The sequence below is a fragment of the Enterobacter cloacae complex sp. 385G4 genome, from assembly GCF_057320665.1.
The window spans coordinates 406,510-420,420 of the sequence record NZ_JBXWDD010000001.1; the positions used below are offsets into that span (position 1 = coordinate 406,510).

The 13,911-nt window shown below is 54.8% G+C and carries 14 protein-coding genes; 6 read left to right on the plus strand and 8 right to left on the minus strand.

Translation table 11 applies throughout. The features are described 5' to 3' along the window. Positions 1 to 24: 24 nt before the first annotated feature. From oqxR to AC2FAJ_RS02155, 3 genes are all read right to left on the minus strand, one after another. Positions 25 to 504 carry an efflux pump transcriptional repressor OqxR gene (oqxR, locus tag AC2FAJ_RS02145; protein ID WP_028012993.1) on the minus strand — a complete coding sequence of 160 codons (480 nt, stop codon included), beginning with the start codon at positions 502 to 504 and terminating at the stop codon, positions 25 to 27. Positions 505 to 641: 137 nt separating this feature from the next. Next, on the minus strand, positions 642 to 2,030 hold the full coding sequence (locus tag AC2FAJ_RS02150) for a sensor histidine kinase (protein WP_485453753.1): 1,389 nt from the start codon (positions 2,028 to 2,030) through the stop codon (positions 642 to 644). After that, positions 2,030 to 2,707 carry a response regulator gene (locus AC2FAJ_RS02155; RefSeq protein ID WP_222566737.1) on the minus strand — a complete coding sequence of 226 codons (678 nt, stop codon included), beginning with the start codon at positions 2,705 to 2,707 and terminating at the stop codon, positions 2,030 to 2,032. Before AC2FAJ_RS02155 ends, AC2FAJ_RS02150 begins: the two co-directional genes overlap by 1 nt. 203 nt (positions 2,708 to 2,910) lie before the next feature. Between AC2FAJ_RS02155 and AC2FAJ_RS02160 the strand changes: the two genes are divergently transcribed. After that, entirely contained in the window at positions 2,911 to 3,747 is an 837-nt protein-coding gene (locus AC2FAJ_RS02160; RefSeq protein ID WP_485453754.1) for a MipA/OmpV family protein, read from the plus strand. A gap of 233 nt (positions 3,748 to 3,980) precedes the next feature. After that, positions 3,981 to 5,711 (plus strand): SulP family inorganic anion transporter, encoded by a 1,731-nt coding sequence (locus AC2FAJ_RS02165; protein ID WP_485453755.1) that lies wholly within the window; start codon positions 3,981 to 3,983, stop codon positions 5,709 to 5,711. A 35-nt stretch (positions 5,712 to 5,746) separates the two neighbouring features. Here the strand turns inward: AC2FAJ_RS02165 and dmsD are convergent, their stop codons facing one another. From dmsD to AC2FAJ_RS02180, 3 genes are all read right to left on the minus strand, one after another. Further along, the gene (gene dmsD / locus AC2FAJ_RS02170) at positions 5,747 to 6,361 is read right to left on the minus strand and encodes a Tat proofreading chaperone DmsD (protein WP_485453756.1); all 615 of its coding nucleotides are present in this window, start codon (positions 6,359 to 6,361) and stop codon (positions 5,747 to 5,749) included. A 92-nt stretch (positions 6,362 to 6,453) separates the two neighbouring features. Continuing rightward, positions 6,454 to 8,892 carry a selenate/tellurate reductase subunit YnfE gene (ynfE, locus tag AC2FAJ_RS02175; protein WP_485453757.1) on the minus strand — a complete coding sequence of 813 codons (2,439 nt, stop codon included), beginning with the start codon at positions 8,890 to 8,892 and terminating at the stop codon, positions 6,454 to 6,456. A 131-nt stretch (positions 8,893 to 9,023) separates the two neighbouring features. Next, positions 9,024 to 9,317, minus strand: coding sequence for a DUF1161 domain-containing protein (locus AC2FAJ_RS02180; protein WP_028013000.1), 294 nt, complete (start codon positions 9,315 to 9,317; stop codon positions 9,024 to 9,026). 69 nt (positions 9,318 to 9,386) lie between these two features. Here AC2FAJ_RS02180 and AC2FAJ_RS02185 point away from each other — a divergent pair, with 69 nt between their 5' ends. Beyond that, positions 9,387 to 10,133, plus strand: coding sequence for a YnfC family lipoprotein (locus AC2FAJ_RS02185; protein WP_032644870.1), 747 nt, complete (start codon positions 9,387 to 9,389; stop codon positions 10,131 to 10,133). A gap of 17 nt (positions 10,134 to 10,150) precedes the next feature. On the opposite strand, the gene speG is transcribed toward AC2FAJ_RS02185, so the two are convergent. After that, entirely contained in the window at positions 10,151 to 10,711 is a 561-nt protein-coding gene (gene speG / locus AC2FAJ_RS02190; RefSeq protein ID WP_041910220.1) for a spermidine N1-acetyltransferase, read from the minus strand. Then, positions 10,711 to 11,049 carry a DUF1283 family protein gene (locus tag AC2FAJ_RS02195; RefSeq protein WP_008502414.1) on the minus strand — a complete coding sequence of 113 codons (339 nt, stop codon included), beginning with the start codon at positions 11,047 to 11,049 and terminating at the stop codon, positions 10,711 to 10,713. The genes speG and AC2FAJ_RS02195 overlap by 1 nt, the downstream gene beginning before the upstream one ends. Before the next feature lie 152 nt (positions 11,050 to 11,201). Between AC2FAJ_RS02195 and AC2FAJ_RS02200 the strand changes: the two genes are divergently transcribed. The 3 genes from AC2FAJ_RS02200 to AC2FAJ_RS02210 all read left to right on the plus strand — a co-directional run bounded on the left by AC2FAJ_RS02200 (position 11,202) and on the right by AC2FAJ_RS02210 (position 13,889). Further along, on the plus strand, positions 11,202 to 11,528 hold the full coding sequence (locus tag AC2FAJ_RS02200; RefSeq protein ID WP_025757996.1) for a YnfA family protein: 327 nt from the start codon (positions 11,202 to 11,204) through the stop codon (positions 11,526 to 11,528). Positions 11,529 to 11,640: 112 nt separating this feature from the next. Further along, positions 11,641 to 12,855: a D-mannonate dehydratase ManD gene (gene manD / locus AC2FAJ_RS02205; RefSeq protein WP_028013004.1), complete on the plus strand. Its 1,215-nt coding sequence runs from the start codon at positions 11,641 to 11,643 to the stop codon at positions 12,853 to 12,855. Between the two features lie 14 nt (positions 12,856 to 12,869). Next, entirely contained in the window at positions 12,870 to 13,889 is a 1,020-nt protein-coding gene (locus AC2FAJ_RS02210) for a Zn-dependent oxidoreductase (RefSeq protein WP_059353879.1), read from the plus strand. The last annotated feature ends 22 nt before the right edge of the window (positions 13,890 to 13,911 follow it).

Genomic DNA, 13,911 nt, shown 5'->3' on the forward strand with positions numbered 1-13,911 from the left:
GAGGGCGGTTTTTTTTTGCGTAAATTACTGGGCTTTTTTGTACTGGGCAATCAGTTCAGGTAAAGGATCGCACCCGCTGGTATCGGCTTTTTTGACCTCGTCCAGCGCGCTTGCCACGGTGTGGCGCGCTAATACCGCGAGCGAGGCCTGCTCTGCTTCTTCGGAAATAGATTTGAAGTACCAGCAGGCGTTCGCGCTGACCACGCAGCGGGCCGGCACGTCCGGGCGCGACGCCCAGAGTTTTTTGTCTTCGGTGACTGAAAGGTAGATATCGCGCAGGGTAATCTCTTCCGGCGGACGTCCAAGATGAATTGAGCCGTTGCGGCCAAGCGTTGAGACGATAATGCCGTCACGCGTGAGTGGAACCATCAATTTGCGGATAAAGCTCGGGTTGGCTTCCAGGCCGTAGGCCAGAATCGCACTCGTCGAACGTTCACCTAGTTGCTCCGCCATCGCTACGCTGAGAACCATCTGCAAAGCTGTCGGGAAGCGGTAATCTAACATTTCTCTTTCCTGGGTTGCGGTGAATCTTGTTCTTTTTGGCACCGCAGAGGTGAATAAGCAATAAACAACAATATAACAAATACGGTAATTTTTTTGAAGCAATCTGCGGCATTTGCGATCAAACACCCTGTTCCGGTTTAGCTATACGTGCGGTTCGGGAAGTCAACCGTCACCAGGAGGCCACCTTCTGCGGAATTACTCAGGTTTACGCTGCTGCCGTGCTGCTGTGCAACGGCTTTGACAATGGCAAGCCCCAGTCCGCTTCCGCTTTGCAGCTGATTGGGATCGCGGAAAAACCGGTCGAATACGCGCTCGCGCAATTCAACCGGGATACCCGGCCCCCGATCGGAGACGCGTAGCTGGGCTGATTTATCTGCTGAGCATACCTCTACCTGAATCCGCCCGCCCTCAGGACTGTACTTCACGGCGTTTTCAATGAGATTGTCGATCAGCGACATCAAACGCTCCCTGACGCCAGCGATCCAGATTTCATCCTCAGCGAAGAATTCCAGCTCAATCTTGCGCCCGGACGCTAGCGGCTCCAGCGCAGCCATCCGCTCTTGTATGAGCGAGGTTAGCGGCACGGGCTCCATCGCGGTGTCAATGCGCGCTTCACTGTGCATCAGCAGCAGCAGCTGGTTGACGAGACGGGCCGCCCGGCTATTGCTGCGCACAATCCCTGCAAGCAGCTGCCGCTGGCTCTCGCTGCTCACCCAGGACTGCAGCGCCTCCACGTTGATGCGCATCGCGGCCAGCGGCGTACGCAGCTCGTGCGCGGCGTCCGCAATGAAAACCCGTTCGCGTTCCGCGCTTTCCCGCACTCTGGCAAGAAAATCATTTATCGCGTCCACCATCTGGCGGAGTTCCTTATGCCCGGGAACAGCCTTTAAAGGGGAGAGATCGTCAGGCGAACGTAATGAGATCTCATTAACCACCTTGCTCCAGGGGCGCATCGCAATGCGGATTGACAGCCACGCAGGAAACAGAAGAAAAGGAATACATACCAGCAGCGGCATAATGTAGTAGCCCCGCGAGTTCAGGTAGATAAAGAAGTTCCAGCTTCCGGCAGGGGTGAAAAGGGTTACCTCCACGTTGGAGTGGGGGGATTTAAGCGTGCGGCTCGTCCAGGCGTGACCTTCACTCTGAACGCGCTGCATTTCGCCCAGTCTGGTGTTTTTTACCCCCGTAGGTGCACCATCAGAAGAGAAAATAACCTCGTTGTTTTTGCGAACTATCAGGTTAATCGACAGCTCCGGATCTTCACCGCCGCCATAGCCTTCCCGCAACGCTTTGCTGAATGCTTCCAGGACATCATTACGATCCTGCGGGCGCTCGTCACTGAGATCAACCAGAGTAAAAATGGTTTCGTAAGTCTTACTTCCCGTGAGTATCGGAGGGCTACGCAGGTCTTCCAATAAAATAAAGGTTAAAAAAAGACACCACAGCAGGGTAAGCAGCAGCATCTGGGCGATGATAATTCGCCGTACCAGCGTTGGGCGCCTCAGTTGGTGCCAGACATTTCGCATTAATCTGTCACCTTCTGGATAGCGACGGTATCAATGACATACCCGACGCCCCGCACCGTTCGTACATAGCCGTCACCAATTTTTCGCCGCAAATTCCCCATATGCACGTCGAGCGTATTGCTGAGATTTTCCTTCGCGCCAAATATCCTCTCTTCCAGGAACCGCCGCGTGATCACCCGGTCAGCGCGCAGCATCAACGTTTCAAGCAGCGCATATTCACTGGCCGTCAACTCAACGTGACGCGCGTTCACCGTTACGCGACGCGTCGGGATATGAAGCGATAATCTCCTGATTTCTATCGCTTCATTTTCAAAACCGTAGCTGCGTCGCGCAAGGGCTCTGACTCGCGCCAGCAGTTCGGCGAGAACGAAGGGTTTGACAAGATAGTCGTCTGCGCCAGCATCCAGCCCGCACAGGCGATCCTGCAGGGTACCTCGCGCCGTCAGGATAATGACGGGGATCCCCTTAAGCTGCTGGCGCAAACGCGTCATCAGGCTCATGCCGTCGCCGTCGGGCAGCCCCAGGTCGAGCAGAATAAGTTCCGGCACGCCGACCTCAAGCTGATGCAGCGCATCCTCTTTACGGCGAACCCATATGACATCAAATCCTTGATCTGAAAGGGCGATACGTACGCCATTGCCGAGATCCAGGTCGTCTTCGATTAGTAAGATTTTCACATTGGTAACTGTATCAACAGTGAATGAAGAACAACTTAAGAAAAAAACGGTAGCAGGAAATCCGTCCGGTTGACAGCGCCCGCACGCGCTTCAGCGTTTCTTCATTTTCGGCTCATAAGAACCTCAGGGTGAGTATTCAGAATGAGTGCTCTGGCGTGTAAACCGCTTGCATTGCAATCATTTGAATCCAAAGGACTTCTTCAATGAGTAACATCGAACTGCGTCATTCTTTCCCCTATTTACTTCCGAGCCGCAGACTTAAAAACATCGTGCCGGGCGTTATTCTGGCGTTACTGGCTACCCCGGTACTGGCGGCAGAGCAGAAACAGGGCAATGTCTTAACCCTGGGGGGAGGCGTGGACGTCGCGCCACGCTACTCGGGTTCGGATAAAAGCCGGGTCTCGGCATCTCAGGTAGTAGATTATTCCATGGCAAATGGTTTCTTTATCAGCACCACGCGGGGTATCGGTTACGGAAACAACATTGGCAACCTGGATTACAACGCCGCAGTGAGCTACCGAACAGGCCGTAAAGATAAAGACGTGAGCAGTGATTCGATCAGCTCCGGCAGCGACTACCTGCGGGGGATGGGCGATATCAAAGGTTCCGCTATCGTGGTGCCGGGGCTGGGGTATAAGGTGACCGACTGGCTCAATCTTCAGCTGCAGGCTGAGATCCCGGTTTCTGAGAGAGACAACGGTGAGGCGGTGCATTTCGGCATTTCCAGCCCGCTCTACACATCGTCGAAAAATGCGGTGACGCTGGGGCTGACGGGCAGCTGGGGTTCCGGCAAGTACATGCAAACGTACTATGGGGTTAATGCTGCCCAGTCCGCCGCATCGGGGTTTGCCCGACATGACGCCGGAGCGGGAATTTACGCCTGGTCGATGAACCTTGACTGGAACTACAGGCTCACCTCACGCTGGAGCGTTCTCACCTCCGCGGGCGTAACGCAGCTGACGGGGGATGCGGGTGATAGCCCGATCGTGCAACGTAAAACGTCGCCAACGGGAAGCCTGAAGGTGACGTACAGTTTCTGATTGCAGGTTGCTTATAGATATGAGCGCGCAATAGCGACGAATTTGAGCCGCCCCGGAAAGATGATGGGGCGGTAGTTTTTAAATGATGTTTAACAGTAGTCAGAATAATGAGTTGACTGACGTTTTATTAAGAACTGAGAGGCATCGACCTGACTCCGGAGCATTTGGAAACCATAACCTCACTGAGAAGTGTGCCAATATTACGTGGCTATCATCCCTGTCCGGAGAATAAAGTGCTCGGAAAATTATTGTTAAAGTACATGCCAGGGTTACAAAATTTATTAGCCTACGATAAAACCTGGCTAAAACATGATGTTAAAGCTGGATTATCCGTTGCGGCTGTAGCGCTACCCGTTGCTATTGCTTATGCTGAATTGGCAGGTGTTGGGGCAATAGTGGGGCTCTATTCCTGCGTTTTACCGATGATAGCTTATGCACTGTTTGGTTCTTCACGTCAGCTTATTGTTGGCCCTGATGCAACGACCTGCGCCGTGATTGCAGCCGTCGTGTTTCCTCTTTCTGCAGGCAATCCTGAACTGCACTGGCAACTGACGATCGTCATGACGTTGATGATGGGCGGGTGGTGCCTGCTTGCCAGTAAATTTCACCTGGGTGCACTTGCCGATCTCCTTTCTCATCCCATTCTTACAGGGTTGCTTAATGGCGTAGCCGTAACGATTATTGTCGGGCAATTAGGCAAGGTTTTGGGGATCAAGCTCGATGAAGCGCAGGTTATTGAGAAAATACTGGCCTTGCCAGGCCGACTTTTAGACAGCCATGTATTAACAATAGGGATATCACTTTTAACGTTAATTATTTTAATGGTTATCAAAACGTATCGCAGCCACTGGCCAGCACCTCTGATTGCCATTGTGATAACAACGATACTGGTATGGGGAACATCTGCGCAACAGTATGGTATTGCCACGATTGGGGGGGATGGCTTCCAGCCTGGTTTACCCGTCGTTAACTGGGGTGCGTTCCAGCCCGGTCCGATGCGAGAATTAGTGATCCCGGCGCTTAACCTGGCTTTAGTGAGTTTTGTCAGTCTGATGCTGACCGCTCGCAGTTTCGCCGCGAAAAATGGCTATGAAATTAATGCTGATGCAGAGTTCCGGGCACTGGGTATTGCGAACATTATGTCTGGGCTATCTCAGGGGTTTGCCATCAGTGGAGCAGATTCCCGGACCGCGGTTAATGATTCCGTTGGGGGGAAAAGTCAGCTGGTTTCCATTGTCGCGGCCTTACTGATAGGTTTAGTGGTGGTATTTTTCACGCAGCCATTACAATTTATTCCGGTATCTGCATTAGGTATTGTTCTAATGTATGCATCGTGGTCATTAATTGATTTACGTGGGTTATGGAACCTGAGGCGAAGAAATAAACAGGCATTTCGCCTGGCCTTCTTTACGTTTGGCTGTGTTTTAATCATCGGTGTAATTCAGGGGATCGGCCTTGCGGTGTTGCTTGGCCTGTTACAGTTCCTGCGTACGGTATTTCGTCCCTCTGAGCACTTACTGGGGACTGACGAAAATGGAATGATCCACTCATTAGGGAATACAACCGATATTAAAATGGTCCCGGGCGTGCTGATGTATCGATTTAACTCACCGTTGACCTATTTTAATGTGGCTTATTTTAAGCGTCGGGTATTGAACCTGGTTGATGGTGCAGCATTACAACCTAAATGGGTGGTTATTGATGCCGTGGCTTGCTTCACCTATTCAGATATCAGTGTCCTGGCAACCATTAATGAGTTAAAGCGTGACCTGAAAGCCCGACAGATTATCTTAATCCTTGCGGGCAGGAAAACGGAATTAACACGTTGGTTTAAAGAAAGTCGGCCAACAATGAATGATGATGACATGATTCTGGCGCCAGACCTCTATTTGGCACTCCGGTTCATTCAAAGCAAAGAGAGTGTGAGTGAATCAGGTGGTGATGCACAACCAAACCCTGGTTAAAGGCTTGCTCGCCACCCGCGAGCAAGCCATATCCCTTAGCGGTACAACGTCTTTTCCGCAACCGGAACAACCAACGCCGATCGCCAGTCCGCCAGCGTCAGCTGCGCAAGCCTGCCGAGCGCGATATAGAACGGATGCCCGGCGTTGTCGACAAACACCGACAGAAAGCGGGTGCTCCACGGCAGCAGATGCCACGCCAGAAGCCGATCGCACTCCGACTCGCGGCCATTCTCGGCCAGCCATGCCGCCAGCAGCAGCAGGGTGCCGAAATGATCTTCCGGTTCATTTTGCTGCATCTGAAACACGATATTGTTTTCCCGCATCCACTGGCGCAGCGCGAGAGTCGAATTGCCAAACAGCACGGATTCACGGTCCAGCCAGACGGAACCCCACGGCGGAGCGGGCAGGGCATAAGGACCAATAAACAGCCGTTGCCAGGCATCCGTCAGCGGCTCAACAGAAGATGAGGCAAAGGTTTCGGCAACGGGCAGCAGCGTTTCCGGCGGCAGGGGCCAGTCCTCAATCCATTCGCCAGCGGTAAGTGCCTGCACCAGCGGGGCTGTCTGCTCGCTGTCAGGCGCGAAGTAAAACAGCGCGCCCAGTACGCGGGCGCTGAACGCGAACGAGTCACGGTGTGAGACGTCTTTCATTAAACCTTCCTTGCTCGCGCGGTTATGTCCGCGCGACGTGATTAACCATTAATACAGACCAAAGCATAAACCAGGGTCATAGAATTCACCCCTTACGCCTTCTCAATCTGCACCAGATTGGTGTGCTGCGGGTTGCCTTTTGCCAGCGGTGACGGGCGGTGCGTGGTCAGGGTGTTGATACACGAGCCGTGGTCGATACGATCGCCATTCATATTGGCATCGTGCCAGGCTCCCTGGCCCATGGCGCTTACGCCTGGCATGATGCGCGGCGTGACTTTCGCTTCTATTCTCACCTCACCGCGATCGTTAAAGACGCGCACCGTATCGCCGTTTTTAATGCCACGTTTCGCGGCATCAACGGGATTCAGCCAGACCTCCTGGCGGCAGGCCGCTTGCAGCACGTCGACGTTACCGTAGCTCGAGTGGGTGCGGGCTTTAAAATGGAAGCCAAACAGCTGCAGCGGGAACTGCGCGCGCTCGGGCGCATCCCAGCCGTCAAAGGTGGATGCGTAGACGGGCAGCGGGCTGATGGTCTCATCTTTTGCCAGCTCCCAGGTCGCCGCAATATCCGCCAGCTTGCTGGAATAAATTTCAATCTTGCCTGAGGGCGTTTTCAGCGGGTTGGCTTCCGGGTTCTCGCGGAATTTTTTATAGGCCACAAAGTGTCCGTTCGGATCTTTGCGCTTATAGATGCCCATTTTTTTCAGCTCGTCATAGGACGGCAGCGTGGGATCTTTTGCGAGCATTTTGGCATACAGATACTGCAGCCACTCTTCCTGCGTTCGCCCTTCGGTAAATTTCTGATGGATATCGGGTCCGAGGCGTTTCGCCACTTCGCTCATGATCCAGTAGATAGGCTTGCGCTCAAACTTCGGCGCGGTCACGGGCTGGAGAAAAATCAGGTAACCCATGTTCCCGGCGTAATCGTTAGGGATAATGTCTTCCTGCTCGACGGTCATTAAATCTGGCAGCAGGATATCGGCGTATTTCGCCGATGAGGTCATAAAGTTGTCGATCACCACGATGGTTTCGCACTTACTTTCGTCCTGCAGAATATCGTGGGTTTTATTGATATCGGAGTGCTGGTTAATAATGGTGTTGCCCGCATAGTTCCAGATGAACTTAATCGGTACGTCCAGCTTATCTTTACCGCGTACCCCGTCGCGCAGAGCGGTCATTTCCGGGCCACGGGCGATGGCGTCCGTCCAGCTGAAGCAGGAAATTTGCGTTTTGACCGGGTTTTCCGGCAGCGGCATACGTTCGATAGTGATGGTGTAGGTCGATTCACGGGCGCCACTGTTGCCGCCGTTGATCCCCACGTTGCCGGTCAGAATCGGCAGCATCGCGATGGCGCGGGAGGTCAGTTCACCGTTCGCCTGACGCTGTGGTCCCCAGCCCTGGCAGATATAGGCCGGCTTCGCGGATCCAATCTCGCGGGCCAGTTTAATGATGCGGTCTGCAGGAATGCCGGTGATGCGCGAGGCCCACTCCGGCGTTTTCGCCGTGTTGTCCTCACTCTGGCCGAGAATGTACGCTTTATAGTGACCATTCGCGGGGGCACCTTCCGGCAGCGTTTTTTCGTCGTAGCCAACGCAGTATTTGTCCAGGAACGGCTGGTCCACCAGGTTTTCGTCGATCAATACCCAGGCAATCCCCGCCACCAGGGCGGCATCGGTACCCGGACGGATCGGGATCCACTCGTCTTCGCGTCCGGCTGCCGTATCGGTGTAGCGCGGGTCGATGACAATCATACGTGCGTTAGAACGCTCGCGGGCCTGCTCCAGATAGTAAGTAATCCCGCCGCCGCTCATGCGCGTTTCCGCCGGGTTATTGCCGAACATCACCACCAGTTTGGTATTTTCGATATCCGAGGTGCTGTTGCCGTCGTTGCTGCCGTAGGTATAAGGCATCGCGCAGGCGATTTGCGCCGTGCTGTAGGTGCCGTAGTGGCTCAGGAAACCGCCGTAGCAGTTCATCAGGCGCGCCACCAGCGAAGCGTAAGGGGAGGAGCGGGTGATATTGCCGCCGACAATCCCGGAGGAGTAATTAATATACACCGCTTCGTTGCCGTACTTGCTGACCACGTCTTTCAGGCTGGTGGTGATGACGTTCAGCGCTTCGTCCCAGCTGATGCGCTCGAACTTGCCTTCACCCCGCTTACCCACGCGTTTCATCGGGTAGTTCAGACGGTCAGGGTGGTTGATGCGGCGGCGAATAGAGCGCCCGCGCAGGCAGGCCCGGACCTGGTGATTGCCGTAGATATCCTCACCGGTGTTATCCGTTTCGACCCAGTACACTTCGTCATCGCGGACGTGCAGACGCAGCGCACAGCGGCTACCGCAGTTGACCGAACAGGCGCCCCAGACCACTTTATCTTCTGCCGGTTTCATTGCATTTTGTACCGCGGCTGCGGCGCTTTTCAGTCCAAAAGGCAACGAAATTCCGCCAGCGGCAAGCGCCAGAGAACCTATCGCCGTAGATTTCACGAGTGTTCGACGGCTAATCCCGCCGTGATGTTCGATATCGGACATGGCTCACCCCACCATTGTGATTACATATTATTTTTCCCGAAACGATAACCGGGCTAATGATGGGGTGAGTGTTACTTATTTGGAGGTATTAAATATTAATCCTTGTCAAATCAAAGGGGATTGACGGTGATTTACTGAGGTTCAGCCGGCGCATTATCCTGATTGCCGGACGCCGCCCCGCTGCCCGTACGGGTGTACAAAATTTTAAAGGTGTCGTTGGCACAGTGGCCCACCACCTGAGCGTCCGGCTGGTCAGCCTGATCGTTCGGCACAATGTTCAGCGTAAAACCTGACTCCGGCACGCCGTTGTTGATGATCTTCTGCTGAATGTCGCTTTTCACGCGCTCGCAGGAGTCCGGTGCCGCCAGCGCGGCCGTTGAGGCACTCATTAACAGCAGGGCGGTAATCCAGGGTAACCGTTTCATCTGTAGCTCCTTTTCTCTGTGTAGAGATTAATTTTAGCAGGCTTCGTGTAAACAACTGTATTTGCTAATATGATTGGGAATAATCTCTCTGTATTGGTAAAGAATGTGAAGAAATATGCAGCGATAACGCTCCTGGCAGCTACTCTCGCAGGGTGTGATAACAACTCCGCGCCGCTGTCGTTTACGCCCGAGATGGCGAGTTTTTCGAACGAATTCGATTTCGACCCTCTTCGCGGCCCGGTCAAGGATTTTACCCAGACGCTGTTCAACGAGAAGGGTGAAGTGTCCAAACGGGTCACCGGCACCGTGTCGGCGGAAGGGTGTTTCGATACGCTGGAGCTGCACGACCTGGAGGCTAATACGGGCGTAGCGCTGGTGCTGGATGCCAACTACTACATCGATGCAGAAACCCAGCAGCGTAAGGTGAAGCTGCAGGGCAAATGCCAGCTGGCCGAACTGCCGTCTGCCGGGGTGACGTGGGATACCGATGACAACGGCTTCGTGGTGGCCGCACATGGTAAAGAGATGGAGGTGAAGTACCGCTACGATGCGGATGGCTACCCGCTGGGCAAAACCACCGTCTCCGGGGATCAGCATTTATCGGTACAGTCGACGCCGTCTAAGGATTTGCGCAAAAGAATGGATTACTCGGCCGTGAGCCTGTTAAACGATAAGCCTCTGGGCAACGTGACGCAGAGCTGCGACTACGATCGCCACAATAATCCGGTGAGCTGCGATCTGACGATCACGGACGACAGCGTCAAACCCGCCGTTGAGCGCAAGTACACCATCAAAAACACGATTGAGTATTATTGAGAATGAAACCGCGCAGGCTACTGCGCGGTTGGTTTCAGCAGGCTGGCGCCTGACGGCTTGTGACCGGCCAGATGCTGATGCTGGAAAATGCACATGCGGATGGTATTGCGGTATTCACCGTTGATAAAGAACTCATGAATCAGCTCGCCTTCTACCATAAAGCCCAGCTTGCGGTAGATATGGATCGCTTTTTCGTTCTCTTTATCCACGATCAGATAAAGCTTGTAGAGATTCAGGACGTTGAATCCGTAATCCATCGCCAGCTTCGCCGCCCGGGAGGCCAGGCCTTTCCCCTGGTGCTCCGGCGAAATAATGATCTGGAACTCCGCCCGGCGGTGAACGTGGTTGATCTCAACCAGCTCCACCAGCCCGGCTTTGTCGCCTTCACACTCCACCACAAAACGACGTTCGCTCTGATCGTGAATGTGCTTGTCGTAAAGATCCGACAACTCGACAAAGGCCTCGTACGGCTCTTCGAACCAGTAGCGCATCACGCTGGCGTTATTGTCAAGCTGGTGGACAAAGCGCAGGTCTTCACGCTCCAGCGGCCGGAGTTTTACGTCACAGGGCGCCGACATTATGGGGCTACCGTACGACCAGTGCGGCGATCCAGGCAGCGCAGGGTGTTCGGCTCCCAGTAGGCATTGACGTTCGCACTTTGCTGACACTTATCGCGTGCGTCAAAGGCGACATCTTCTTTGTCCCACTCTTTTTCAGCACGTTTGTTGACCTTCTGACGAAGGCTGCGGGTGTCATTCCATTGTTCTTTGTCCATCGCGGCGTTCTGGCGGCTTTGCGCGCTGTCACCAGACTCAATAATGAGCTTGCTGGTTTCCGCTGTCGCAGAGGCGGCAAAGGCGAACGATGACAGCGCCAGCAGGGCTGTCAGACAAAGGCGTTTGCTTAATGTAGTCATAGCGTTTCCTTTTAAATGGGTGCAGATGAGCAAGTTTCCCCGTTCAGATTCTACACCAAAGAGCAATAACGGCATACCCGCGACACGGGTATGGAAAAGTAAAGGGCATCATCAGGTATGATGGTTAAATAAATCCTCACCTGACGTGAAATATGCTCAAAACGACGCTGCTTTTTTTTGCCACCGCGCTATGCGAAATCATCGGTTGCTTCCTGCCCTGGCTCTGGCTGAAGAAGGGGGGAAGCGCACTGCTGCTGATCCCGGCGGGCGTCGCGCTGGCTCTGTTTGTCTGGCTGTTAACGCTGCATCCGGCGGCCAGTGGGCGCGTTTACGCGGCTTACGGCGGCGTCTATGTCTGCACGGCGCTGCTGTGGCTGCGCGTGGTGGACGGCGTCAAACTCAGCGCATATGACTGGGCCGGGGCGCTGATTGCCCTGTGCGGTATGCTGATTATTGTGGCGGGATGGGGCCGTGCTTGAGCCCCCCGGGTTTTGTGATCGTTAGCTGATTTTATGATCATTATACTTGTATGGTAGTAGGGTTGGTGGGTAAATTTCCAGCATCACAACGAACGATGTAAGGAAAGGAATTATGAAGATTGTCGCGGCTGACGTGTTTGTTACCTGCCCGGGGCGAAACTTTGTCACCCTTAAAATCACCACCGATGAGGGGATTGTCGGTCTCGGTGACGCCACGCTGAACGGGCGTGAGCTCTCCGTTGCTTCCTATCTGAAAGATCATCTCTGCCCGCAGCTGATTGGCCGCGACGCGCACCGTATCGAAGATATCTGGCAATTCTTCTATAAGGGCGCCTACTGGCGCCGCGGGCCGGTCACCATGTCGGCTATCTCCGCTGTGGATATGGCGCTCTGGGACATCAAAGCCAAAGCGGCCAATATGCCGCTCTACCAGCTGCTGGGCGGCGCATCCCGTGAGGGCGTAATGGTCTACTGCCACACCACCGGGCACACCATTGACGACGTGCTGGAAGATTACGCCCGCCATAAGGAGATGGGCTTTAAGGCGATCCGCGTCCAGTGCGGCGTGCCGGGTATGAAAACCACCTACGGCATGGCTAAAGGGAAGGGGTTGGCCTACGAGCCCGCCACCAAAGGCGACTGGCCGGAAGAGCAGCTCTGGTCCACCGAGAAATACCTCGATTTCACGCCAAAACTGTTTGACGCGGTGCGCAGTAAATTTGGCTTCAATGAGCATCTCCTGCACGACATGCACCACCGCCTGACGCCCATCGAAGCGGCGCGCTTCGGCAAGAGTATCGAAGCGTTCCGCATGTTCTGGATGGAAGACCCAACGCCTGCGGAAAACCAGGAGTGCTTCCGCCTGATCCGCCAGCATACCGTCACGCCAATTGCGGTGGGCGAGGTGTTCAACAGCATCTGGGACTGCAAGCAGCTTATCGAAGAGCAGCTTATCGACTATATCCGCACCACTATCACCCATGCGGGGGGGATCACCGGGATGCGCCGCATCGCGGACTTCGCGTCGCTCTATCAGGTGCGTACCGGCTCGCACGGCCCGTCCGATCTGTCGCCGATCTGCCACGCGGCCGCGCTGCATTTCGACCTGTGGGTGCCGAACTTCGGCGTGCAGGAATATATGGGATACTCCGAACAGATGCTGGAAGTCTTCCCGCACAGCTGGCGCTTTGATAACGGCTATATGCACCCGGGCGAGAAGCCGGGGCTGGGCATTGAGTTTGATGAAAAGCTGGCGGCGAAATACCCGTACGATCCGGCCTATCTGCCGGTGGCCCGTCTCGAAGACGGCACGCTGTGGAACTGGTAACCGAGGAGCAAACGATGAAAAGCGTAGTGATTCAACAGCCGAACCAGCTGGTAATTGAAGAGCGTCCCCGCCCGGAGCCAGGCGCAGGGGAAGTCCGCGTCAAAATCAAGCTGGCCGGGATCTGCGGGTCAGACAGCCACATCTACCGCGGGCATAATCCGTTTGCAAAATATCCGCGCGTGATTGGCCACGAGTTTTTTGGCACGATCGACGCCGTGGGCGAGGGCGTAGAACCGTCCCGGTTAGGGGAGCGCGTTTCGGTGGATCCGGTGATCAGCTGCGGGCACTGCTACCCGTGCTCCGTCGGCAAGCCTAACGTCTGCACCTCGCTGGTGGTGCTGGGCGTCCACCGAGACGGCGGATTCAGCGAATATGCCGCCGTGCCCGCTAAAAATGCCTGGCGCATCCCGGATGCGATCCCGGATAAACACGCCGTGATGGTTGAACCTTTCACCATTGCCGCCAACGTGACGGGGCAGGCTAGCCCTACCGAACAGGACGTTGCGCTTATCTACGGCGCAGGGCCGATGGGACTGGTCACCGTACAGGCGCTGAAGGGCGTCTACAACGTGAAGCAGGTAATCGTCGTCGACAGAATCAATGAGCGTCTGGCCATGGCCCAGCGCAGCGGCGCGGACTGGGTCTTTAATAACGGCGAAACGTCGCTGCAGGCCGCGCTGGACGAAAAAGGCATCAAGCCGACGCTGATTATTGATGCCGCCTGTCATCCGTCGATTTTGCAGGAGGCGGTCATCCTGGCTTCCCCGGCGGCGCGCATCGTGCTGATGGGCTTCTCCAGCGAGCCGAGCCAGATAGTCCAGCAGGGGATTACCGGTAAAGAGCTGGCGATCTTCTCCTCGCGCCTCAATGCCAACAAATTCCCGGTCGTCATCGACTGGCTTGAAAAAGGGCTGATCGACCCGGAAAAACTGATCACCCATACCTTTGACTATCACCATGTAACAGACGCCATCGAACTGTTTGAAAAAGACCAGCGGCAGTGCTGCAAGGTTTTACTGACGTTCGGGCAATAACCCTACACGCGGTTAAGAGCCC